Below are 21959 nucleotides of genomic sequence, written 5' to 3' on the forward strand. Positions count from 1 at the left end.
CTGCCTATGGTTGGGGATGTACGGGTGCGCCGCCGCCGGCCCTAGCCCGCGCGATACACCGTCTTGATCTGGGTATAGAACTCCAGCCCCACCCTGCCCGACTCGCGGAAGGTGGACGTGCTGGATCGCTTCAGGCCGCCGAAGGGCGCGTTGATCAGATTGCCCGTGGTAGTACGGTTGATCTTGACCGTGCCCGCCTGTATATCCTTGGCGAAGCGATGTGCGTACGCCGCGTTGGTGGTGGCGATGGCGGCGGACAGGCCGTATTCCGTATCGTTGGCCTTGGCGATGGCGTCCTCGTAGCCGTCGACCTCGATGATGGCGATGACCGGGCCGAAAATTTCTTCGCGGGCGATGCGCATGTCCTGCGTGACATCCGTGAATATGGCGGGCGTCACGTAGTAGCCTTTGGCGAACGCGCCTTCCCGCAGGCGTTCGCCTCCGTACAGATGCGTGGCCTCGCTCTTGCCGATGGCGATATAGGACAGCACGTTGTCGAGCTGGCGCGCGGTGGCCAGCGGCCCAAGGTCGCAACCGGCCTCCAGGCCGCTGCCTATCTTCATCGTCCTGACTTTTTCGAGCAGTTTTTCCGTATAGGCGGCTTTCACGCGACGGTCCACCAGGACGCGGCTGGTTCCCGTACAAGCCTGTCCGGTCAGCGAGAACCCGCCCTTCACCGTCAGATCGACGGCCTTGTCCAGGTCGGCGTCGGCCAGGACGATCAGCGGATTCTTGCCGCCCAGCTCCATTTGCGTCCGGGTCGTCATGCCGACCGAGCGATGGATCTGCTCCCCGGCCGCGGTGGATCCCGTAAAGGAAATCGCCCGAACCTGTGGTGCCTGCGTGATGGCCGGCCCCACGGCCGCCGCGGGACCGGTCACCAGGTTCAGCACGCCATCCGGGATGCCTGCTTCAACCAAGGCCTGCGTCAGCCGGTATCCGCTGAGCGGCGCGTCGGACGAAGGCTTGAACACCACCGTATTGCCCATGATGAGCGCGGGAGCGATCTTGCGCGCGGGGATGGACACCGGGAAGTTCCATGGCGAGATCACGGTAACCACGCCCAGGGGCTCCAGCTGGCTGTAGACCACCATATCCGGGTCGTCATTGGGAAAGGTCTCGCCGGTGAAGGACATGCCTTCCGCCGCGTAGAAACGCAGGGTCTGCGCGGACCTCAGAATCTCGTCGCGGCTGAGCGCCAGCGCCTTGCCTTCTTCGCGCGTCAGTTCCTCGGCGAAGCGGGCCGCGTGCGCCTCCAGGTAGTCGGCCGCGCGGAACAGCACCTGGGCGCGCTTGGTAATGGGCGTGGCCTTCCATCGCTCGAACGCCGACTGCGCCGCGGCCACGGCGGCCTGGCCGTCTTCCGCCGACGACACCGGGAAGCGGCCGACGATGTCATCGGTATTGGCCGGGTTGATATTGGGCGCCGTCCTGCCGCTGGCACATGGCACCCACTTGCCGCCGATGTAGTTGGTGAATTCGGAATTGCTCAAGTCTTCCACGGCCTGCACCCTCGGTTGGCTGGCCGGAACGCGCATGCAGCGATCGCCCGACCTAGATTGCACATTGTATACTGTAATCCGAGATGCAGACGGTTCTTGCGCCTAGGGATTACGCGGACTCCCTCTTTGCATGTCCGCGTATGGCCCGCGGGACGAGGCGGCTGTATGGGCGCAGCCCCGCGGCGCAGGCCGAGCGCGTCGCCCGGTCCGCGCGGCCGGCTATTGCCAGATCAGGATGGCGCAGGCCGTGGAAACGAACAGCGCCAGCACCACGGGCAACAGCAGGGCACGCACCATATCCAGGACATGCACGCGCGCGAAGCCCGCGACCGCGATCAACGAGGACCAGGCGATGAGCGTGCCGCCGCCCGTCCACACGGCGCCCATCTGGCCCACGGCGGCCAAGGTGGCGGGGTCGATTCCTACCACGGGGCCCAGCGCGCCGGACAAGGTGCCGGTGAGCGGCAAGCCCGCGAAACCGGACCCGTCGATACCGGTCACCATGCCGACGATCAGGACGCCGAATGCCACCAGGAAATGGTTGGAGGGAATCAATTGCTGCGCGGAGGCAATGATCTCGAACAGCAGGCCCGGCGCCCGGGCCGGCTCCATGCCCAGGATCTGGGCCGCCGTATCGTGGGCGCCGATAAAAAAGAAGCCGGCGATAGGCAGCACGGAGCCCATGGCCTTGAACGCGAAGACGAAGCCGTCGGTGATGTGGTCGGGGCAGACGTCCAGCATGCGGCGCGGCCCCTCCGCCGCCAGGGTCACGAGCATCATCAGGGCGACGGCCACGCCCCCGACCAGGGCCGCGGCGTCGCCGCCCCGCAAGGCGGGCAAGCCGGGCACGATACGGGGCAGCACCATAATGGCGATCACGCCCAGGAAGGCCAGCGGCGTGATGACCGCGAAGGCGCGCGACCACTTGATGCGGCGTGCTTGCTCCGGGGTCTCGGCGCGGCGCGGCGGCGTGCCGGGGGGCTCTTCGTAGCTGGTGCCGCGCGCGATCTCCGCCTTGTCGAAGCTGCCCTCGGATTCGATCTGCGCCAGCGTGCCGTCCTGGGCGCGCGCCTGCCACGCGCTGAGCAAGGCGGGGCTGCCAGGCACGATATGGCGGCGGATCAGGAAGTAGGTGACAAGCAGCGCGATCCCGCCGGTGATCAACGACAGCACCAGCGCCCGGTCCGCCACCGTTGCGGCGCTGACGGCCGCCCCGGCGGCCTTGGCGCTGATGCCGGGCGCCACCCCTATGACATAGTCGGAAGACAGGGCCATCCCCTGTCCGGCGATGGCGATGGCCATGGCACCCGCCAGGGGCGGCAGCCCCGCCGCGATGGCGGCCGGCAGCAGGATGGCCGAAACCAGGGGCACGGCCGGCGTGGGCCAGAAGAACAGGGAAATTACATAGGTACAGGCGGCGATGATGAAGTAGGACAGGTGCCCACCCCGCATGATGCGCCGCATCGGCTGCACCATACGCACGTCGGCCTGGATGGACTTCAAGGCGTTCAGCAACGCGGTCATGAAGGTAATGACCAGGAATATGTTGAACAGCTCTTTTGCCGCGACGAAACTGGCCGAGAAGATGCCGATCAGGGCGCTGATGGGGCTGCCGGTAATCGCCAGCACCACCAGGAAAGTGCCGATGACGGACGGCACCACTACATTGGCGCGCAGGACCATCGTGACGATGATCGCGGCCACGCTGAGCAAATACACCCAATGCGATGCATTGAGCACGACGTCCGTATGCATGGACTTCCCCTTGCCGCCGCTCGGCGGTTCATTGTCGAGATGGACGGTATACTATATGGCATCCAGTGCCACGCCAACGGCATTTGCCCAGCCCTAGGGAATACGATAAGCGGCGCCCGGCGCGGGCCCTCCTGACAAGGCTGGAAAAGGGCCGCCTCCTAAGGGATACCGTATACTTTCGGGAGCAGCCCGGCGCGGACGCGCGGCCGGCTGCGCCAGAGTGGAGTAATACAATCAATGACACCGGAGATAACCGCTCGCACGGCCGCCGCCATGTCCATATCGAACCCTTCCCCACCGGCAGTAAGCTCCTACGCCGCGGCACGGCCGCTGAAGATAGGCGAGCAGCACCCGCAACTGTTCGCGGTCGTCCGCGACAAGCTCAGGGAACGCATCCTGAGCGGCGAATTCACGCCCGGCGATCGCCTGGTCGAAGGCCGCCTCTCCGATGAGATGGGGGTTTCGCGCATTCCCGTTCGGGAAGCGCTGCGCGCGCTGGCGGCCGAAGGCCTGGTCACCATCGAGCCGCGGCGCGGCGCCTCGGTGTCGGTCCTGTCGGACGACGTGGCGAACGACATGATAGAAGTCCGCGCCACGCTGGAAGGACTGAATGCCAAGCTGGCGGCGCAGCGCCGCGACCAGGCCACGGTCGCCCGCCTGCAGGCCTTTCTGGAGGAAGGCAATACGGCGGCACGGGCGGACAGCCTGGAGCGCTTCCTGGCGCTGAACTCCGAGTTCCATGAAATGCTGGCCACTATCGCGGGCAACGTGGTGCTGACCGACCTGATGCGATCGCTGCGTGACCGCACCGCGCTGCTCTTCGCCCCCAGCAATATGCGGCGTGCCAAGCAAAACTGGGACGAACACGCGCAAATCCTGAATGCGGTGATCGCGGGCAACGGCGACCTGGCCGCCCTGCTGGCCAGCCAGCACGTACACAACGCGGCCAAGGCCTACGTCGAAGCGCAGCACCCCAAGTCCGCCGCCGGCTGACGCTCTCACAACGCATCCACCCGCCGCCGCGCCACCGGCCCGGCGCCGTCCGCAACCATGGCGCCGCCAGCGCGCCCATCAGGACCCAAGCCGGCGTGGCCTGGGGCGGCCCTATTCCCCGGCTCAGGGCAGCTTGGTTCCGGGGCTTTGCCAGGACACCTTGATGTCGCCATTGACGAAGGTCTGGCAAGCCATCCGGTAGCCTTTTTCGAAGTCCTCGGGCCGCAGGTGCCGGCGTTCCTTGGGTTTGACGGCGTCGGTGTTCTCCAGGCCCTGCTCGATCAGGCACTTGCAGGTGCCGCACAGGCCGCCGCCGCATTTGAACGGAATGCCGCCTTTTTCCTTCAACGAAACCCGCAGTAGGTTGCTGTTGGGGGGCGCGGAGACCACTTTGCCGCCGTTGGTGATGAAGGTGATTTCGACCATGATGCAGAATTCGGTAAAGGGCCGCGGCGATCACCGCCGGACCAGCGTCGCGTCCAGGGTGCCGAAGTTCGCCAGCTGTTCGATCGCCCGGCGGGCCTCGTCCAGCGTGCCGAAGCGCTCCATCACACGCGTGGGCACCCGATTCGCGGTATGCGGCGGCGCGTCCTCGACGATGCGGACCTTGGCGTCTTCCGCCACGCCGGCTATCTGGAAGACCGCCTTGGTCTTGCCGTAGAAGACGTAGTCGTAGGTTTCCATGATCTCGACGCCGGCGGACGCCTCGGTGCGATACAGGCCAGGCTTGCTGGTCAAGACCACATAGCCGGCGAAGCGCGTCGGCGTTGCCATCATGCCGGCCCGTCGTCCGGGTCCTGGGCCAGCTCGATATCGGCCGTCAGCCACAGCTGGCAGGCCAGCCGATACCCTTGGGCGATACGGTCGCCCAGCTGTTTCTTTTCTTTCCAGTTGACCGGCGGCAGGTGCTCGGCGCCCGCCAGGACGCGGCAGGCGCACTTGGCGCACTTTCCCATGCCGCATTCGTAGCGCAGGTGCGGATAGGGAAAGCGCTTGATACCCGCCCGGACGACCAGATTGGCATTGTCCTGGACGACATCCGTATAGATCTGCCCGCCCTTGTGGAATACGACAGTCGGCATGGCGGAACCGCGGCCTCAGGCCGCCATCTGCAGTTCGGGCAGAGGCAGGTCTTTCTGGACGTAGTCCGTGTACAGCGCCGTGGTATACAGCAGCCGCATCTGGGCGCCGATCTCGCAGATCTTCAGGCAGCGCCGCTGCAATTCCGGCGTATTGGCATGCTCCAGCACGATCTGGTAGCCGCGCTCGCCATGGATCTCGTCGGAAACGATATGCAGATCGAAGAACTCGACTTCTTCGTCGGTAAAGCCGTACTTCTCCCGCAGGGTGGGCGTTTGCTTGCGGTAGATGGACGGCACCTGGGACTCCAGGCCCACCACCAGGCCGGCGACGGCGACGATGGGATCCTCGCGCATGGCGACCGCGTAGCACCAGCTTTGCAGCGCACGCGTGGTGGGCGACATGTTGTCCGGATCCGTGACGCGCTCGCGCGTTGTGCCGCACGCCTCGGCAAAGCGGATCAACAGGTCGGTGTGCCGGTCGCCGCCGATTTCCTCTTCGTACATATTGGCCAGCAGGAAGTCCTTGGCCTCGGTATAGGCATCGGGCGTGCGGGCGTACAGATAGCCGAGATAGTCCGCGAACGGGCCCACGTAGTGGTAGTGGTTCTCGGCCCAGCGGCAGAGGTGTTCGCGGCTCAGCTTTCCGCTGGCCCAGGCAATACTGAAGGGCGAGGCGTTCGCGCTCTTGCCCTTGATGGCGTTCTCCAGGGCGGTACGGAATTCGTCTCGACTCATGATTTCGGCCATGGCGGGCTCCTGATAGGTTTGGGACGGCGCCGGCCCGATTGGCCGCGCAATACTGAACATTGTATACCGTTTGTCAGAATGAGCGCCTAGGGGAAACGCTTATCTTGCCGGGCCACCCCTTGAACGGCCCTGCGCCCGCGATGCTGAGGTGGCGGCGCTCGGATACTGCATACGAAATCAGCCATATTGGGCGGCAAATCGGCCTTTTGCCCTTGAGCCAACAGGCGCACCGCCTTATAATGTCCGTACGCAATAAGCAATCAGTATTAACCATGAGCAACACGACTTCACCCCTACAGCACTACCTTTCCGCACCGATTGGCGCGCAGATGCAGGCGCATCTCGACCGCCGCGCCGCCATTCGCCGTGACGTCCCCCTGCTGCCCCGCCGCTGGGCCGAGCTGCTGACCGCCTGGCGCCACGCCACCGCCCCCAGGAGCGCGCCGGCCACCGCGGCCCGCCACCCTGCGGGACAGCGCCTGGCCTCGCAGACCAAATAAGTCGCGGGCCAAACCGATAGGCGCGGAAGGAAGAGAAAGCGGCCATGCGCCGGCCCGCAAGGCCGCGCACCAGCGGGCGCATCCCTCCTTCGTCCCCATCCGGGCGGCACGGCGCTTGCGACTTGCTGGATTCCCTTCAACCGGCAAGGAGATCCACATGAAGCTACGCCGTCTTACGCCCGCCCTGACCTTGGCCGCGCTGCTCGCCGCGGGTGGCGCCTATGCGCAATCGTCGGCGCCCACGACGCCCTCGACCACCCCCAACGACTCCACCGCGACCCCGCCGAACAATCCCAAGGTTCCTCCGGGTACGGCCTCGCCGACGCCGAATTCCACGGTCACCCCCCAATCCAATACGGGCAAGGGCACCACGACGCAGAAGAATGGCATGCGGCACAACGGCTCTCACAGCAAGAGTGACAGCACACACCGCTCCGGCACCCGCAACTCGGGCAACATGGGCGATACGTCTACCTCCGGCTCCGCCCAGCCGTCCAAGTCGGTCCCCGCGACCGGCTCCGGCAAGTAAAACAGCCCGTCCGGCCGGCAACCGCCGGCCGGTATTTCATTCCCGCGACCGTCCGGACCGCCTCGTCAGGCGGCATCCCGGCAGCGTCGCGCTTCGCGCATGGAGAGGCAAGCATGGGGACGTTTGCGAACAAGACCCACGCGCGGGTCGAGAACGATGTGGTTGTTTTCTCGCTTTCCCTGAATGGAGAAGAGCGGCAGTTTGAAATCTCCGGCGACGCTTTGCGCGAGTATTTCGGCGCCGAGGACAATTCCGGCAGCGCGCTGCTGCGCGCCTTCGAACGCGGCTGCGAAAAAATCCAGAAGGCAGCCGAAGCCGCATTCAACACTCCCACCGACGGTGTGACCGCCCTGGGCACCGGCGACTTCGACGACTGACCCTCCCTGCCGCGCCCGCCAGCCGGGACCGCGGCAGGCTTGCGCGCAGGGGCGTGACACCGCGCCATCGCCGGCATCCGGCCCCGGCACTCCTCCGATAATGGACCATCCGCGGCATGCTTTATCGCGGCCGGATTATGGACAATACCCGTCATCGGGGGTCCTGCCGTCCGCAAAAAATTATTTCAGGTTTGACAGGAAGCGAGCCCAATCAACTAGGACATTGTGCAAAAATCGCGCTGTCACACCGCATTCCGCTCACCCTGGAGCTTGAGGCAATCCCACGTGTCTGCGCATTCTTCCCGCCGGCTTTCCGGCGCATTGTCCGTCCTTTGCCTGTCGATGGCCGCCTTTGTCGGCATGGGCATCGGTCAATCCGCCCACGCATTTTCTTTCTTCGATGTCATGAAGCAGGCCCGCGACCTGGCGGACCAGAGCTACAAGGCGCCGGAACCGAATCTTCCGGACTCGTTGCAGGAATTGAAATTCGCCGGCTACCAGCAGGTACGGTTCAAGAACGACCATTTGTACTGGGGTAACGCCGGCACCAAATTCAGCCTTGGCTTCTATCACGAAGGCATGCATTTCAATACCCCGGTCAAAATCAACGAGATCGACGCGGCGGGGGTCCATGAAATCAAGTTCAACCCGGACGACTTCGATTACGGCAATCTGAAGCTCGATGCCGGCGCATTGAAGAACCTGGGTTTCGCCGGATTCCGCGTGCTGTACCCGGTCAATAACAAGGATAAGAAGGACGACGAACTGGCCTCGTTCCTGGGCGCCAGCTATTTCCGCGTGATCGGCAAGGGCCAGACCTACGGGCTGTCCGCCCGTGGGCTGGCCATCGATACGGCGCTGCCCTCCGGCGAGGAATTCCCGCGCTTCCGCGAATTCTGGGTCGCCCGCCCGGCGCCCGAAGACACGACGCTGACCATTTACGCGCTGCTCGATTCGCCGCGTGCCACGGGCGCCTATCGCTTTGTCCTGAAGCCGACCGATGACAATACCGTCATCGACGTCAAGGCGCGAATTTTCCTGCGCGACCAGGTCGGCCGCCTGGGTATCGCGCCGTTGACCAGTATGTTCCTGTACGGTTCCAACCAGCCTTCGCCGGTGGTCAATTACCGGCCGGAAATGCATGATTCCGACGGTTTGGCGATCCATACGGGCGGCAATGAATGGCTCTGGCGGCCGCTGGTCAATCCGCGCCGCCTGGCCGTCAGCGCGTTCAGCGTGGAAAACCCCCGTGGGTTCGGGTTGCTGCAGCGCGGACGCGAATTCAGCCGCTACGAAGACCTGGACGATCGCTATGAAAAGCGGCCCAGCCTGTGGATCGAACCGCAAGGCGATTGGGGCAAGGGCAGCGTGCAGCTCGTGGAAATTCCCACGAAAGATGAAACCAACGACAACATCGTCGCCTTCTGGGTTCCGGACAAGCAGCCGGCCAAGGGCGAACCGTTGGATGCCGATTACCGCATGACGTGGACCTTGAACGAAAACAAGATCCACGACACCCCGCTGGCCTGGGTCATGCAGACCCGGCGCTCGCGCGAGGAAGTCAAAGGGCCCGACCTGATACGCCGCAGCGACGGCAGCATCGCGTATATCATCGATTTCGTGGGTCCGTCCCTGAAGTCCCTGCCGGCCGATGCCACCATCACGGCCGACACCTGGGTCGACGGCAATGGCCAGATCGTGGAAAACAGCGTACGTCCCAACCCCGTGACGGGCGGACGGCGCCTGATGCTGCGCGTCAACGTGAAGGATCCCACCAAGCCGGTGGAAATGCGGGCTTTCCTGACCAATGGCCAGACGCCTTTGTCGGAAACCTGGACTTATCGCATTCCGAATGAACCTGAAGCCAAATAATCCCGCCGGCGCCGACGCGGTCGAAGACTACCTGGAACGCCTGGCGCTGCCGCCCGAAGCCCGCTCCGCGGCCGCCGAACGCGCCGCGCAAGCAGCGCGGGAGGGACGATCCGCCCTGGATGCCGTCCATCGCAGCCTGGCGGGGGACGATACGCTGGGCGGCGATGCCGTCCTGGCTTCCGGCCTGGAAAGGCTGCGCGCCGCCGAGCATGACGACCCGGACATCAAGGGCATGGCACGGCAGACGCCCGATTCCGGCGTTTGCCTGCCGTCGGCGCCCCCGCTGAACCGCACGCCGATGTCGCCGGAGCCCTGGGTGCCCAATCCCTTGGTGCGTTTCTGGCGGCGCCTGCGCGGACAGGGTCCGCACATGTCCGACGACTATATGGCCACGGCGCCGCGCATGGATCCACGCTGGCGCCAGGCCGGCAGCCGGCGCCGCATGTGCCTGGTGTTCATGGTGGCGCTGCAGACCATCGTGGCCACCTACTATATGAAGGGCGTGCTGCCGTACCAGGGCAAGCAGATCCTGGAGGTCGGCATCCTGTTCCTGTTCGCCCTGCTGTTCTGTTGGGTGTCGGCCGGGTTCTGGACCGCCATGATGGGCTTCCTGCAGTTGCTGATCGGCCGCGACCGCTACAGTATCTCGGCCCGCGGCATGGAAGACGCGCCCATCGATGCCGCGGCGCGCACGGCCATCGTCATGCCGATCTGCAACGAGGACGTATCGCGGGTATTCGCGGGACTGCGGGCCACCTACGAGTCGCTGGCGCAGACGGACGCCCTGGACCGCTTCGATATTTTCGTCCTGAGCGACAGCTACAAGGCGGATATCTGCGTGGCCGAGCAACGTGCGTGGGTGGACCTGTGCAAGGCGGTCAAGGGCTTCGGCCGTATCTTCTACCGCCGCCGCCGCCGCCGCGTGAAGCGCAAGAGCGGCAACATCGATGACTTCTGCCGCCGCTGGGGCGGCAATTACCGCTACATGATCGTGCTGGACGCGGACAGCGTGATGACCGGCGAGTGCCTGAAGCGGCTGGTACAGCTGATGGAAGCCAGCCCGGACGCCGGCATCATCCAGAGCGCGCCCCAGGCCAGCGGCATGGACAGCCTGTACGCACGCATCCAGCAGTTCGCCACGCGCGTGTACGGCCCCTTGTTTACCGCCGGCATGCATTATTGGCAGCTGGGGGAATCGCACTACTGGGGCCACAATGCCATCATCCGGCTGGCCCCCTTCATGCGGCACTGCGTGCTGGCGCCGCTGCCCGGCAAGGGCGCCTTCGCCGGCGCCATCCTGTCGCACGATTTCGTCGAGGCGGCGTTGATGCGGCGCGCGGGCTGGGGCGTGTGGATCGCCTACGACCTGCCGGGCAGTTATGAAGAACTGCCGCCCAACCTGCTGGAGGAGTTACAGCGGGACCAGCGATGGTGCCATGGCAACCTGATGAACTTCCGGCTGTTCTTCATACAGGGCTTTCATCCGGTGCACCGGGCCGTCTTCCTGACCGGCGTGATGTCGTATTTGTCCGCGCCGCTGTGGTTCCTGTTCCTGCTGCTGTCGACCGCGCTGCTGGCGGTGCATACGCTGACCGAGCCGCAGTACTTCGTCGAGCCGCGCCAGTTGTTCCCGATCTGGCCGCAATGGCACCCGGACAAAGCCATCGCGCTGTTCTCCACCACGGCCGTACTGCTGTTTCTGCCCAAGGTGCTGGGCGTGCTGCTGGTGTGGGCGCGCGGCGCGCGCCTGTTCGGCGGCCGCCAGAAGGCCCTGTCCAGCATGCTGATGGAAGTGCTGTTCTCCATGCTGCTCGCACCGGTGCGCATGCTGTTCCACACGCGTTTCGTGGTTGCCGCCTTCCTGGGCCTGTCGGCGAAGTGGATATCGCCGGCGCGCGACAACGACCAGACCACCTGGGGCGATGCCTTCAGGCGGCACGGCTCGCAGACCCTGCTGGGCCTGTGCTGGGCGGGGCTGGTGGCCTGGCTGAACCCGGTCTTCCTGTTCTGGATGGCGCCCATCCTGGCGGCGCTGCTGCTGATCATTCCGCTTTCGGTGTACTCCAGCCGCGTCGACCTGGGCCGGCGCGCCTACCTGGCGCGGCTTTTCCGTATTCCGGAGGAAACCCAGCCGCCGACGGAGCTGCAGGCCACCCGCCGCTATACCGCGCAGCATCGCGCCGTGCCCCACATTCCCGATTTCGAGGACGCCGTGGTGGATCCGGGCGTGAACGCGCTGGCATGCGCCATGGCCACCGGCCGGCACAAGCCCAATGCGCTGAACGAGGCGTATCGGCGCGAGCAGGTCGAGCGTGTCATGGAATACGGCGTGGATGCGCTGTCCGAACCGCAGAAGATCAAGCTGCTGGACGATCCCGTCGTGCTCAGTCACGTCCATGGCGCGATGTGGCGCAGCCGGGAAGAGCACGCCGTGCAGTTGCGCCAGCGCACCGCGCCGCGCGAAGAAGCGACCGCCACGCTGGCGTCCGCCGAGGCCGCTGCCGCGGCCTTGTAATACCCGGTGCGAGGGCCTTTGCCCGCCGCCAGCCTTGCGCCCCAACCATGGCGCGGAAGCACCCAAAAAATCGCCCGGCCAGCAGCCGGGCGATTTTGTTTCACAGCCGCTTCATCCCACGGCCGGCATCACAGCGTCCGTATCGGCGACCCGGCGGCCCAGGCCTTGACGGCTTCCAGGGCGTTCTCGTAGAAGGCCTTGAAGTTGTCCGCGCTGACATATCCCAGGTGCGGCGTCAGCACGACGTTCTTCAGCCTGCGCACCGGATCGTCCGCAGGCAGCGGCTCGACGGGATAGACGTCCAGCCCCGCGCCGCCAATGCGCTGGTTGCGCAGCGCGTCCATGAGGGCATCCTGGTCGACCAGGCCGGCACGCGAGGTATTCACCAGGAAGGCGGTCGGCTTCATGGCCGCGATACTGGCGGCGTCGACGACGCCGCGCGTGGAGGCGGACAGAATCAAGTGCACGCTGATGACATCCGCGGTGGAGAACAGCTCGTGCTTGCCGACGTAACGGGCGCCGCCCTGCTCGGCCCTTTCCGGCGTCAGGTTGGGGCTCCATGCGACCACATCCATGTCGAACGCCCGGCCGACGCGGGCCAGCGCGCTGCCCAGCTTGCCCAGCCCCACCACGCCCAGGCGCTTGCCCTTGAGCGACACCGGCATGGCGGTCTGCCACAGGCCCTGGCGCATATTGGCGTCTTCACTGCAAAGATTCTTGAACAGCGCCAGGATCAGCGTCCAGCTGAGTTCGGCCGTGGCGTTCAGGCCGTTATCGGAGCCGGGCGCGCCGCAGACGACGACGCCGCGCGCCTTGCAGGCCGCCAGGTCCACGGAGTTGTTGCGCAGTCCCGTGGTGACCAGCAGGCGCAGGTTGGGCAGGGCGTTGACCAGCTCGGCCGGAAACGGCGTGCGCTCGCGCATGATTACGATGACATCGAAAGGCTGCAGCGCGGACACCCGCTGCGGGCCTTCGGGCAGATACTCGCGGAACACTTGCACGCTGGCCTGCGGCCCTAGCGAAGCCCAATCGGCGTAATCCTTGGCCACGCCGTGGTAGTCGTCAAGAATGGCAATCTTCATGCCTTCTCCTGGTGGAATGGATGGGGGGTTCCAAGGCAGCGTGCCCGCTCAGCCGCCCTTCTGCGGGGTTTGATTCAGGTATGCCATCAGCTCTTCGCGCGGCAGCGCGCCGCTGACGCGGCGGCCATCGGGGAAGAACAGCGTGGGCGTGCCGCGCACCATCAGGCGCTGCCCCAGGGCCAGCACCTGGTCGATGGGCGCGTCGCAATTGCCCGCGGGCGGCAGTTTGCCGCGCACCATCCAGTCGTCCCAGGCCATCCCGGGCTGCTTGGCGCACCAGATATCGCGCGCCTTGGTCCGCGAATCGGGGGCCAGGATGGGATAGATGAAGGTATAGACCGTCAAGTTGGGGATGTCTTCCAGGGTGTGGCGCAGCTGCTTGCAATAGCCGCAATTGGGATCCTCGAAGATCGCCACCACGCGGGAGCCGTCGCCGGTCACGCGCTTCACGGCCAGGTTCAGGGGCAGTTCATTGAAGGACACCGCCCCGATCTGTTCCTGGCGTTCGCGTGTGACGTCGCGCCGCGTCGCCGCGTCGATCAGGGGACCTTCCATCACCCAGCCCACATTGGCGTCGGTATAGATCAGGTCCATGCCCACCTGCACTTCGTACAGGCCATAGGGGGTGAGCCGCACGGCGCTGACCGCCAGATCGGGAAAGCGCTGCTGGAACAGCGCCGCGACGCGTCCGGTATCGGCGGCGGGCCCCTGGGCCGGCGCGCTGCTGATGACTTTCTCGCCGGGATTGGGCCCGCTGGTGCTGGTCACCTTGGCCGAGGGGCCGGCGCCGGAGGTGCTGGTCACGGTCTGGCCCGGGACGGGCTGGCCCGCCGATTGGCTGGAAATCACCGTGTCCGCGGCGCGAGCGGATCCGGGCATGGCGCATACCGCCATCCCGATGGCCAGGGCCGCCGCCGCGGCTAGGGTCGCCCCGGCGGCGCCGGGGACGGAAAGCCAGGCGCGGATATTCATGAACATCTCCTTGGAACTTGCCCACCCGGACGATACGCCACCGCGGCCGGGCCCGGGCTTGGACCGCGGCGCGGCGCGCGGGTTCACCCGCCGGAAGCTTGCTCGATCAGCAACCTTTTGAAAAGAGGCAGGGCGTCCATCCACCGCATGCCGGCGTTGCGCAGCCAGGCCGCCGGCGCGGCATGGCTGGCGAACAGGCGGTGCAATCCGTCGGTGGCCAGCCGCATGGCCAGCAGCGGCTCGGCACGGGCACGCTGGTAGCGCCGCAGCACCCGCAAATCCCCCGCGCCGCGGTAGGGTTCGCGCCGCGCGACGATTGTAGCGAGGGTTTCCGCATCGCCCAGCCCCAGGTTCAAGCCCTGGCCCGCCAGCGGATGGACCCGGTGCGCCGCGTCCCCAGCCAGGGCCACGCCAGCCGCCACCATTTGCGCCTGTTCCAGGAACAGCGGGAAGCCATGCAGGCCGATATTCATGCGCAGGTCGCCCAGGCGGCCCTGTGTCACCGCGGCCAGGTGGGCCCGCACGGCCTCCGCCTGGGCATCGGCGGGCAGCGCCTGCACGGCCTGGGCGCGGCGGGCCGGCGCCGACCACACCATGGAGACCTGCGGTCCGCGCGACGTGTCCGGCAGGGGCAGCAGTGCCAGCACGCCTTCGTCGTGGAACCACTGCATCGCGGTACCCCGATGCGGCAAGGCGGCGTCCAGGTGGGTAACCAGCCCCACCGCGTCGTAGGGAGCGGAACGCTGCACCAACCCCGCCGCGGCGCGCAGCGGCGATCCCGCGCCATCCGCGCCCACGGCCAGGTCGGTACGCAACTGGGCGCCGTTTTCGGTCAGTACGACGCCGTGCTCGAAACCGACGCAGCGGTCGGCAATCCACGGGATGCCCGACAGGCGCACCGCCTGCGCCAGCACGCGTTCGACCTCGGCAGCCTCGACAATCCAGGCCAGGTGCGGCTTGGCCGCCTGCCAGGCATTCAGCGTCACCGACCCGTCCGCGTCGCCATGGATTTCCATGGCGTCGACGGCGGCGATGCGCGCGGCCGGCAAGGCATCCCAGATGCCCAGATGCGCCAGAAAGCGCTGGCTGGCCGGCGACAGGGCATACACCCGGGGATGGTAGCGGTCAGGCTGCGCCGCGGGCACCGCCACGGCCGGCGCCAGGACGGTGACGCGCTGCTTTTGCCGGGCCAATGCCAGCGCGGTCGCCAGGCCGACGATGCCGGCGCCGCAAACGAGAATTCCGTGGCTCATCGTGCACTGGGCTCCCCGGCCTGCTTCGGCCACAACACCCACATCTGGCCACGCTGCTTCATGCGCCCGGCCATCTGCCCGGCCGCATCGCCGTAGCCCCAATAGAAGTCTGCGCGCGCCGCGCCCCGTATGGCGGTCCCGGTGTCCTGCGCGAAAACCAGCCGGTCCAGGGGACGATCCGATCCGGGCCAGGTCGTTCCCAGGAAAACCGGGGTCCCCAGCGGAACGAAGGACGTATCGACCGCGATGGAGCGGCGCGCCGTCAGGCTCACGCCGTAGGCCCCGCGGGGACCGGTCTCCGGATCGGTAACGGGCTCTTCCTTGAAGAACACCACCGCCGGATTGGCATCCAGCATTTCCCGCACCCGTTGCGGATTGCGCTGCGCCCAGGCGCGGATATTCTGCATGGACGCCTGGTCGGACGTCAGCTCGCCCCGGTCCACCAGCCAGCGGCCGATGGAAACGTAAGGCTGGCCGTTATGGTCGGCATAGGCCACGCGTATGGTCTTGCCGGCGTCCGGCCCGTCAGTCAGCAGCACGCGGCCGGATCCCTGCACCTGCAGGAAGAAGTTATCGACCGGGTCGTCGACATAGACGAGCACGGGAGGGCGTCGCGCGGGGTTGTTGTCGAGGTCGGCCCGGGTGTCGTACGGGACCACGCGCTTGCCGTCCAGCTTGCCGCGCACGCGCTTGCCGGCAAGTTCGGGATAGATCGCGCCCAGGTCGACGGTCAGCAGGTCCCTGGGCGGCGTATACAGCGGCCATTGCGCCAGCCCGCCCTGCACGCGCGACCCGCGCACCAGGGGCTCGTAATAACCGGTGACCAGATTGGATGCCGGCTTGCCATCCGCCGCCACCAGGCGCCACGGCTGCAGATAGGTCTGCAGGAAGCGCCGCACGCTTTCCGCGTCGGTGGCGACCGGGCGCCGCGCGGGATCGACGGCGGCCGCGCACACCGGCTGCCAGACGCGCGGGGTGGCGCGGGCCGGCATGGCCAGATTGCCGGAGGTAGGCCGCATCAAGCCCTTGCAGTTGCGCAGGAATACCTGCCAGAACTGCGCCAGATCGTCATCCCGCCAGGCCGGAATGTCGGCGTAGCCCACCTTCTGGAAGCGGCCCGCCAGCGGGCGGGCCGGCGTATCGGGCAGGCTGGACAGCGGCGGGACCACCAGCGGGGTCTCCGCCGCCGTGGCCGGGCCGGGGCCAGCGGCCGGCGTACCGGCGGTCTCGTCCGGCGGGATCCCGGTTTCCACGGTGGAACAAGCAGCCAGGGCAAGGCCCAGCAACGCGCAAGGCGCCAGGCGGAACAATGAACGCATCATCTAAAAATAGGGACGGAATTTGGCGGACGCCCGGGGCGGGCGTGAATCAATGGAGGGTCCGGGGCATGGCCAGCAGGAACTCGGCGATCTGCACTTCGAAAGGGATGCCGTTTTCACCCACACAGTGGTAACTGCCGCGCATCGTGCCCACCGGGGTGGGGAGCGGGCAGCCGCTCGTGTATTCGAAGGTCTCGCCGGGCGCGAGCAGCGGCTGCTGGCCGACCACGCCCAGTCCGCGGACTTCGCGTACGCGCTGGTTGCCGTCGGTGATGATCCAATGCCGGCTGATTACCTGCGCGGGATGCTCTCCGGTATTGGTAATACGCACCGTGTAGGCGAACACGTATTCCTGCTCTCCGGGATTGGACTGTTCAGGCACGTAGCGCGGCTCGACGGCAACGGTAAGGTCATACGGTTTCACTGGCTATCCGGCCTTTCAGGATGGGTCGCTGCCGGAAGCGGACGCGCAGCGGGCGCCGTGCGCCGCGTCCCGGCAAACTACAATATTGGCACATTATCCCTTGAATGCCGCCGACCATGTCCTCCTTCTCCCCGGCCACCCGCATCGCGCCCAGCATCCTTTCCGCCGACTTCGCCCGCCTGGGCGAGGAAGTCCGCAATGTCGTCGCGGCCGGTGCCGACTGGATCCACTTCGACGTCATGGACAACCATTACGTCCCGAACCTGACGATCGGTCCCATGGTCTGCGCGGCCATCCGGCCGCACGTGGACGTGCCCATCGATGTGCACCTGATGGTCGAGCCGGTGGACGAACTCGTCCCGCAGTTCGCCAAGGCCGGCGCCAACATCATCTCTTTCCATCCGGAAGCGACGCGGCACGTCGACCGCACGCTCGGGCTGATCCGCGACCACGGCTGCAAGGCCGGGCTGGTGTTCAATCCGGCCACGCCCTTGGACTACATGGACTATGTGATGGACAAGCTGGACGTCGTCCTGGTCATGTCGGTCAACCCCGGCTTCGGCGGCCAGAGCTTCCTGCACTCCGCCCTGCGCAAGCTGCGCGATGCGCGCGCGCGCATCGACCGCTGGACGCTCGAAGGCGGCCAGCACATCGCCCTGGAGGTCGACGGGGGCGTCAAGGTGGACAATATCGGGGAAATCCGTGCGGCCGGCGCCGACACTTTCGTGGCGGGCTCGGCGATCTTCGGCCATCCCGACTATGCCGCCATCATCGGCGCGATGCGCGAACAGATCGCCCGGGCCGGCACGCTGTCGGCCTGAAGGAACCCTCATGAAGCCCTTTCACGCCGCGCTGCTGGACCTGGACGGCACCCTGCTGGATTCCGTGCCCGACCTGGCCACCGCCGCGAACGCCATGCGCATGGAACTCGGCATGCCACCCCTGCGCGAAGCGGTGATCGCCACTTTCGTGGGCAAGGGGGTGGACCGGCTGGTGCAGCGCACGCTGGCCGGCGCGCAGGAGCACGGCGAGCTGGACCCGGCGCTATACGCCCGCGCGCGCGCGTCGTTCTACCGGCACTATCACCTGGTGAACGGCGACAAGGCGGTGATATTCGACGGCGTGCTGGACGGGCTCAAGGCCATGCGCGACCAGGGCCTGAAGCTGGCCGTCGTCACCAACAAGCCCACGGAATTCACGATGCCGCTGCTGGAACGTACGGGCCTGGCGGGCTTTTTCGCGGCCGTGGTGTGCGGCGATACCTGCGCGCGCAAAAAGCCCGATCCCCAGCCGGTGCTGCACGCCTGCACCTTGCTCGGCGTGCAGCCGGCCCGCACCGTGACCATCGGCGATTCCATCAACGACGCCCAGGCGGGGCGCGACGCCGGCACGTATGTGCTGGTGGTCCCCTACGGCTACAACGAAGGGGTGGATGTGCGCTCGCTGGACGTCGATGGTATAGTGTCGTCGCTTGTCGAAGCCGCGCAGTGGATTGCCCAGGGTAGCTCCCGGGGCGACAGCCTTCTTCCCGCCAGCGCGGCACAGTGACCCACCGTGTCCCGTACGCAAACCGCAAAATGATCGCATCCATCCTGACGCAAATGCCTGGCGCCTCGTGGCGCTGGTGGCGTTTGTCTTCCGGGTGGCGATAAAGCACTTCCCGGCGTCGACGTTCACCTGAGCAGGCGCCGCATTCAGCAAAAATCACTAGCCCGGAACCAGAACACTGGCCGGGCTTTTTGCTTTTCGCCCGGCTCGATCGCAAAAAAAACCTCACGAGACCGCCATGACCGAACTGGAATTCAAAGCACTGGCCAACCAAGGCTACAACCGCATCCCGCTGGTCGCCGATACGTATGCAGACCTGGACACGCCCTTGGGCATCTACCTGAAACTGGCGCATTCGGGGCCGGAGAACGGCCGCATGACCTGCCTGCTGGAGTCCGTGGTCGGGGGCGAGCGCTTCGGCCGCTATTCCTTCATCGGCCTGCCGGCGCACACCCTGATTCGGTCGCGCGGCACCGTCACCGAAGTGGTCCGCGACGGCAAGGTGGTGGAAACGCATCGCGGCGATCCGCTGGAATTCATCGAGTCGTACCAGGCGCGCTTCAAAGTGGCCCTGCGCCCCGGCATGCCGCGCTTCGCCGGCGGCCTGGCCGGCTACTTCGGCTATGACACCGTGCGCCACATCGAGCCCCGGCTGGGCCCGGCGGTCAAGCCCTTCCCGGCCGGCATGGACGAAGGCACGCCGGACATCATGCTGCTGCATGTCGACGAGCTGGTCATCGTCGACAACCTGGCGGGCCGCATATACCTGATGGTCTACGCCGACCCGGCGCAACCCGAAGCCTACGCCCGCGCCCAGCAACGCTTGCGCGAACTGCGCCAGAAACTGCGCAAACCCGTGGAGATCCCCTACAGCCACGCCAGCATGCAGACCGAAGAACGGCGCGACTTCAAGAAAGAGGACTACCTGGCCGCGGTCCTGCGCGCCAAGGAATACATCGCCGCGGGCGACCTGATGCAGGTGCAGGTGGGCCAGGTGATCACCAAGCCCTTCCGCGACTCGCCGCTGTCGCTGTACCGGTCGCTGCGCTCGCTGAACCCTTCGCCGTACATGTACTTCTGGAACTTCGGCGATTTCCACGTCGTCGGGTCCTCGCCCGAGATCCTGGTGCGGCAGGAACGCATCGTCGCCGAGGACGGCCAGCCCAAGTCCCGCGTCACCATCCGCCCGCTGGCGGGCACGCGCAAGCGCGGCGGCACGCCGGAGGAAGACGCCGCGCTGGCCCGCGAGCTGCAGGCCGATCCCAAGGAAATCGCCGAGCACGTCATGCTGATCGACCTGGCGCGCAACGACGTGGGCCGCGTCGCGGAGACGGGGTCGGTGAAGGTCACCGACACCATGGCGATCGAACGCTATTCCCATGTCATGCACCTGGTGTCCAATGTGACGGGCGACCTGGATCCCCGGATGACCAGCATGGACGTACTGCGGGCGGCCTTCCCGGCCGGCACGCTGACGGGCGCCCCCAAGGTGCGCGCCATGGAGATCATCGACGAACTGGAACCCGTGCGGCGCGGCATCTATGGCGGCGCGGCGGGCTACCTGAGCTATGGCGGCGAAATGGACGTGGCCATCGCGATCCGTACCGGCGTCATCAAGGACGGCACGCTATACGTGCAGGCAGCCGCCGGTATCGTCGCCGACTCCAATCCGGAAGCGGAATGGGCCGAAACCGAGGCCAAGGCGCGCGCGGTCCTGCGGGCCGCGGAGCAGGTGCAGAACGGGCTGGACCAGCCTATCTGATGCCGGCTCCGTTCCCGCATACGGCTCCGGCGCCGCGCCCCGACGGGCGGACACGACGATAGGCGTCCGGACATTTCCCCGAACAGAAACCAAGGGTGGCATCCATGAGCCTCTTGATGATCGACAACTACGATTCCTTCACCTACAACCTGGTGCAGTATTTCGGCGAACTCGGCGAAGACGTGCGCGTGGCGCGCAACGACCAGATCACGCTGGAAGAAATCGCCGCCATGAAGCCGGACCGCATTTGCGTGTCGCCGGGCCCCTGCTCGCCCACCGAAGCAGGGATTTCCGTCGCGCTGATACAGGAATTCGCTGGCAAGGTTCCCATCCTGGGCGTTTGCCTGGGCCACCAGGCCATCGGCACCGCCTTCGGCGGCGATATCGTGCGCGCGCCGCGCATCATGCATGGCAAGACCGTGCGCATTTCGCATACGGGCACCGACATCTTCGCCGGCCTGCCCACGCCCCACACCGTCATCCGCTACAACTCGCTGACCATCGACCCGGCCACCCTGCCCGACTGCCTGGAAGCGACCGCCACCGCGGAAGACGGGGACATCATGGGCGTGCGTCATAAAACGCTGCCCATATACGGGGTACAGTTCCACCCCGAATCGGTGTTGAGCGAACACGGCCATGCCTTGATGCGCAACTTCCTGAACATCGGATAAAAAACCAAATCGAGAGGGACTCCATCATGACCATCACGGCGACCGAGGCGCTGACGCGCTGCATCGAACACCGAGAAATCTTCCACGACGAGATGCTGCACCTGATGCGCATGCTGATGAGCGGCGAGATGTCGCCGCAAATCGCCACGGCCCTGCTGATGGGCCTGCGCGTCAAAAAGGAAACCATAGGCGAGATCACCGCGGCCGCGCAGGTCATGCGCGAGTTCGCCACGCCCGTGACGACGCCCTACCCCGAGCAACTGCTGGATATGTGCGGCACGGGCGGCGACGGCAGCCGCACGTTCAATATCTCCACCGCCGCGATGTTCGTCGCCGCCGCCGCGGGCGCCAAGGTCGCCAAGCACGGCGGGCGCAGCGCGTCGTCGTCCTCGGGCAGTGCCGACGTATTGGAAGCCCTGGGCGCCAATCTGCAGCTGAACCCCGAGCAGGTGGCCGAATGCATCGCCCAATGCGGCATCGGCTTCATGTTCGCGCCGGCCCACCACGGGGCCATGAAGAACGTGGCCGCCGTGCGCAAGGAAATGGGCGTGCGCACGATTTTCAACATCCTGGGCCCGCTGACCAATCCCGCGGGCGCGCGCAACCAGCTCATGGGCGTATTCCATCCGGACCTGGTGGGTATCCAGGTACGCGTCCTGGAGCGGCTCGGCTCCAACCACGTCCTGGTCGTGCATGGGCGCGACGGCATGGACGAGGCCTCGCTGGGCGCGGCCACCATGATCGGCGAACTCAAGGATGGCGAAATCCGGGAATATGAAATCCACCCGGAGGACTACGGGCTATCCATGATGTCCAACCGCGGCATCAAGGTGTCCAATCGGGAGGAATCGCGCGACCTCATCCTGGAAGCGCTGAACGACAAGCCGGGCCCGGCACGCGATATCGTCGCCCTGAATGCCGGACTGGCCATCTATGCGGGTAACGTCGCCCCAACGATAGAAGCCGGCCTGAAACTGGCGGCTGATACGATTGCCTCAGGTGCCGCTCGCGGCAAGCTTGAAGAATTTTGCGCTTACACCCGGAAGTTTTGAG

The 21959-nt window shown here is 66.2% G+C and carries 22 protein-coding genes; 11 read left to right on the forward strand and 11 right to left on the reverse strand.

Features of this window, described 5'->3' with window-relative positions; genetic code table 11:
- Positions 1–41 precede the first annotated feature (41 nt).
- On the reverse strand, positions 42–1502 hold the full coding sequence (locus BAU06_RS23810) for an aldehyde dehydrogenase family protein (RefSeq protein ID WP_066359676.1): 1461 nt from the start codon (positions 1500–1502) through the stop codon (positions 42–44).
- A 219-nt stretch (positions 1503–1721) separates the two neighbouring features.
- Positions 1722–3257 (reverse strand): hypothetical protein, encoded by a 1536-nt coding sequence (locus BAU06_RS23815; protein WP_066356452.1) that lies wholly within the window; start codon positions 3255–3257, stop codon positions 1722–1724.
- A 273-nt stretch (positions 3258–3530) separates the two neighbouring features.
- On the opposite strand from BAU06_RS23815, the gene BAU06_RS23820 reads away from it, so the two are divergent.
- Positions 3531–4250, forward strand: coding sequence for a GntR family transcriptional regulator (locus BAU06_RS23820; protein ID WP_066356454.1), 720 nt, complete (start codon positions 3531–3533; stop codon positions 4248–4250).
- 123 nt (positions 4251–4373) lie between these two features.
- Here BAU06_RS23820 and BAU06_RS23825 read toward each other — a convergent pair whose 3' ends face one another.
- Genes BAU06_RS23825 through BAU06_RS23840 form a run of 4 tightly spaced genes read right to left on the reverse strand, consistent with a single transcriptional unit; the run spans position 4374 to position 6079 of the window.
- A complete protein-coding gene (locus BAU06_RS23825; RefSeq protein WP_066356456.1) occupies positions 4374–4676 on the reverse strand; it encodes a 2Fe-2S iron-sulfur cluster-binding protein in 303 nt (100 codons plus the stop codon).
- Between the two features lie 30 nt (positions 4677–4706).
- Entirely contained in the window at positions 4707–5027 is a 321-nt protein-coding gene (locus BAU06_RS23830; protein WP_231933951.1) for a ferredoxin, read from the reverse strand.
- Positions 5024–5332: a 2Fe-2S iron-sulfur cluster-binding protein gene (locus BAU06_RS23835; RefSeq protein WP_066356458.1), complete on the reverse strand. Its 309-nt coding sequence runs from the start codon at positions 5330–5332 to the stop codon at positions 5024–5026. Before BAU06_RS23835 ends, BAU06_RS23830 begins: the two co-directional genes overlap by 4 nt.
- 15 nt (positions 5333–5347) lie before the next feature.
- The gene (locus BAU06_RS23840) at positions 5348–6079 is read right to left on the reverse strand and encodes a TenA family transcriptional regulator (RefSeq protein ID WP_066356460.1); all 732 of its coding nucleotides are present in this window, start codon (positions 6077–6079) and stop codon (positions 5348–5350) included.
- A gap of 272 nt (positions 6080–6351) precedes the next feature.
- Between BAU06_RS23840 and BAU06_RS26790 the strand changes: the two genes are divergently transcribed.
- The 5 genes from BAU06_RS26790 (at position 6352) to mdoH (ending at position 11872) form a co-directional block, all read left to right on the forward strand.
- On the forward strand, positions 6352–6579 hold the full coding sequence (locus BAU06_RS26790; protein ID WP_156770320.1) for a hypothetical protein: 228 nt from the start codon (positions 6352–6354) through the stop codon (positions 6577–6579).
- Positions 6580–6736: 157 nt separating this feature from the next.
- On the forward strand, positions 6737–7108 hold the full coding sequence (locus BAU06_RS23845) for a hypothetical protein (RefSeq protein WP_066356465.1): 372 nt from the start codon (positions 6737–6739) through the stop codon (positions 7106–7108).
- A gap of 113 nt (positions 7109–7221) precedes the next feature.
- Positions 7222–7485, forward strand: a complete 264-nt coding sequence (locus tag BAU06_RS23850; protein ID WP_066356467.1) for a DUF1488 family protein — start codon at positions 7222–7224, stop codon at positions 7483–7485.
- Between the two features lie 342 nt (positions 7486–7827).
- Positions 7828–9357 carry a glucan biosynthesis protein G gene (locus BAU06_RS23855; RefSeq protein ID WP_066359681.1) on the forward strand — a complete coding sequence of 510 codons (1530 nt, stop codon included), beginning with the start codon at positions 7828–7830 and terminating at the stop codon, positions 9355–9357.
- Entirely contained in the window at positions 9338–11872 is a 2535-nt protein-coding gene (gene mdoH / locus BAU06_RS23860; protein WP_066356469.1) for a glucans biosynthesis glucosyltransferase MdoH, read from the forward strand. Before BAU06_RS23855 ends, mdoH begins: the two co-directional genes overlap by 20 nt.
- Positions 11873–12000: 128 nt before the next feature.
- Here the strand turns inward: mdoH and BAU06_RS23865 are convergent, their stop codons facing one another.
- The 5 genes from BAU06_RS23865 to apaG all read right to left on the reverse strand — a co-directional run bounded on the left by BAU06_RS23865 (position 12001) and on the right by apaG (position 16922).
- Entirely contained in the window at positions 12001–12954 is a 954-nt protein-coding gene (locus BAU06_RS23865; protein WP_066356472.1) for a D-2-hydroxyacid dehydrogenase family protein, read from the reverse strand.
- A gap of 48 nt (positions 12955–13002) precedes the next feature.
- Positions 13003–13848, reverse strand: coding sequence for a DsbC family protein (locus tag BAU06_RS23870; protein WP_066359682.1), 846 nt, complete (start codon positions 13846–13848; stop codon positions 13003–13005).
- A gap of 161 nt (positions 13849–14009) precedes the next feature.
- Complete coding sequence (locus tag BAU06_RS23875) at positions 14010–15179, reverse strand: UbiH/UbiF family hydroxylase (RefSeq protein WP_066356474.1); 1170 nt, start codon at positions 15177–15179, stop codon at positions 14010–14012.
- Positions 15176–16498, reverse strand: a complete 1323-nt coding sequence (gene mltA, locus BAU06_RS23880; RefSeq protein WP_156770435.1) for a murein transglycosylase A — start codon at positions 16496–16498, stop codon at positions 15176–15178. The genes BAU06_RS23875 and mltA overlap by 4 nt, the downstream gene beginning before the upstream one ends.
- A 49-nt stretch (positions 16499–16547) precedes the next feature.
- Positions 16548–16922, reverse strand: coding sequence for a Co2+/Mg2+ efflux protein ApaG (gene apaG / locus BAU06_RS23885; protein WP_066356476.1), 375 nt, complete (start codon positions 16920–16922; stop codon positions 16548–16550).
- A 104-nt stretch (positions 16923–17026) separates the two neighbouring features.
- Between apaG and rpe the strand changes: the two genes are divergently transcribed.
- From rpe to trpD, 5 genes are all read left to right on the forward strand, one after another.
- Positions 17027–17743: a ribulose-phosphate 3-epimerase gene (rpe, locus tag BAU06_RS23890; protein ID WP_066356478.1), complete on the forward strand. Its 717-nt coding sequence runs from the start codon at positions 17027–17029 to the stop codon at positions 17741–17743.
- 10 nt (positions 17744–17753) lie between these two features.
- On the forward strand, positions 17754–18470 hold the full coding sequence (locus BAU06_RS23895; protein WP_066356482.1) for a phosphoglycolate phosphatase: 717 nt from the start codon (positions 17754–17756) through the stop codon (positions 18468–18470).
- A gap of 238 nt (positions 18471–18708) precedes the next feature.
- Positions 18709–20232 carry an anthranilate synthase component I gene (trpE, locus tag BAU06_RS23900; protein WP_066356484.1) on the forward strand — a complete coding sequence of 508 codons (1524 nt, stop codon included), beginning with the start codon at positions 18709–18711 and terminating at the stop codon, positions 20230–20232.
- 104 nt (positions 20233–20336) lie between these two features.
- Positions 20337–20906, forward strand: coding sequence for an anthranilate synthase component II (locus BAU06_RS23905; RefSeq protein WP_082993804.1), 570 nt, complete (start codon positions 20337–20339; stop codon positions 20904–20906).
- A 26-nt stretch (positions 20907–20932) separates the two neighbouring features.
- On the forward strand, positions 20933–21958 hold the full coding sequence (gene trpD / locus BAU06_RS23910; RefSeq protein WP_066356491.1) for an anthranilate phosphoribosyltransferase: 1026 nt from the start codon (positions 20933–20935) through the stop codon (positions 21956–21958).
- The last annotated feature ends 1 nt before the right edge of the window (position 21959 follow it).

The sequence above is a fragment of the Bordetella bronchialis genome, assembly GCF_001676705.1.
Taxonomy (GTDB): Bacteria; Pseudomonadota; Gammaproteobacteria; order Burkholderiales; family Burkholderiaceae_B; genus Bordetella_C; species Bordetella_C bronchialis.

Excerpts from the sequence above, each read along its gene's own strand:
- BAU06_RS23815 (WP_066356452.1), bottom strand. The coding sequence starts at position 3,257 with ATGCATACGGACGTCGTGCTCAATGCATCGCATTGGGTGTATTTGCTC.
- BAU06_RS23820 (WP_066356454.1), top strand. The coding sequence starts at position 3,531 with ATGTCCATATCGAACCCTTCCCCACCGGCAGTAAGCTCCTACGCCGCG.
- BAU06_RS23825 (WP_066356456.1), bottom strand. The coding sequence starts at position 4,676 with ATGGTCGAAATCACCTTCATCACCAACGGCGGCAAAGTGGTCTCCGCG.
- BAU06_RS23830 (WP_231933951.1), bottom strand. The coding sequence starts at position 5,027 with ATGATGGCAACGCCGACGCGCTTCGCCGGCTATGTGGTCTTGACCAGC.
- BAU06_RS23835 (WP_066356458.1), bottom strand. The coding sequence starts at position 5,332 with ATGCCGACTGTCGTATTCCACAAGGGCGGGCAGATCTATACGGATGTC.
- BAU06_RS23840 (WP_066356460.1), bottom strand. The coding sequence starts at position 6,079 with ATGGCCGAAATCATGAGTCGAGACGAATTCCGTACCGCCCTGGAGAAC.
- BAU06_RS26790 (WP_156770320.1), top strand. The coding sequence starts at position 6,352 with ATGAGCAACACGACTTCACCCCTACAGCACTACCTTTCCGCACCGATT.
- BAU06_RS23845 (WP_066356465.1), top strand. The coding sequence starts at position 6,737 with ATGAAGCTACGCCGTCTTACGCCCGCCCTGACCTTGGCCGCGCTGCTC.
- BAU06_RS23850 (WP_066356467.1), top strand. The coding sequence starts at position 7,222 with ATGGGGACGTTTGCGAACAAGACCCACGCGCGGGTCGAGAACGATGTG.
- BAU06_RS23855 (WP_066359681.1), top strand. The coding sequence starts at position 7,828 with ATGGCCGCCTTTGTCGGCATGGGCATCGGTCAATCCGCCCACGCATTT.
- mdoH (WP_066356469.1), top strand. The coding sequence starts at position 9,338 with ATGAACCTGAAGCCAAATAATCCCGCCGGCGCCGACGCGGTCGAAGAC.
- BAU06_RS23865 (WP_066356472.1), bottom strand. The coding sequence starts at position 12,954 with ATGAAGATTGCCATTCTTGACGACTACCACGGCGTGGCCAAGGATTAC.
- BAU06_RS23870 (WP_066359682.1), bottom strand. The coding sequence starts at position 13,848 with ATGGCGGTATGCGCCATGCCCGGATCCGCTCGCGCCGCGGACACGGTG.
- BAU06_RS23875 (WP_066356474.1), bottom strand. The coding sequence starts at position 15,179 with ATGAGCCACGGAATTCTCGTTTGCGGCGCCGGCATCGTCGGCCTGGCG.
- mltA (WP_156770435.1), bottom strand. The coding sequence starts at position 16,498 with ATGCGTTCATTGTTCCGCCTGGCGCCTTGCGCGTTGCTGGGCCTTGCC.
- rpe (WP_066356478.1), top strand. The coding sequence starts at position 17,027 with ATGCCGCCGACCATGTCCTCCTTCTCCCCGGCCACCCGCATCGCGCCC.
- BAU06_RS23895 (WP_066356482.1), top strand. The coding sequence starts at position 17,754 with ATGAAGCCCTTTCACGCCGCGCTGCTGGACCTGGACGGCACCCTGCTG.
- trpE (WP_066356484.1), top strand. The coding sequence starts at position 18,709 with ATGACCGAACTGGAATTCAAAGCACTGGCCAACCAAGGCTACAACCGC.
- BAU06_RS23905 (WP_082993804.1), top strand. The coding sequence starts at position 20,337 with ATGAGCCTCTTGATGATCGACAACTACGATTCCTTCACCTACAACCTG.
- trpD (WP_066356491.1), top strand. The coding sequence starts at position 20,933 with ATGACCATCACGGCGACCGAGGCGCTGACGCGCTGCATCGAACACCGA.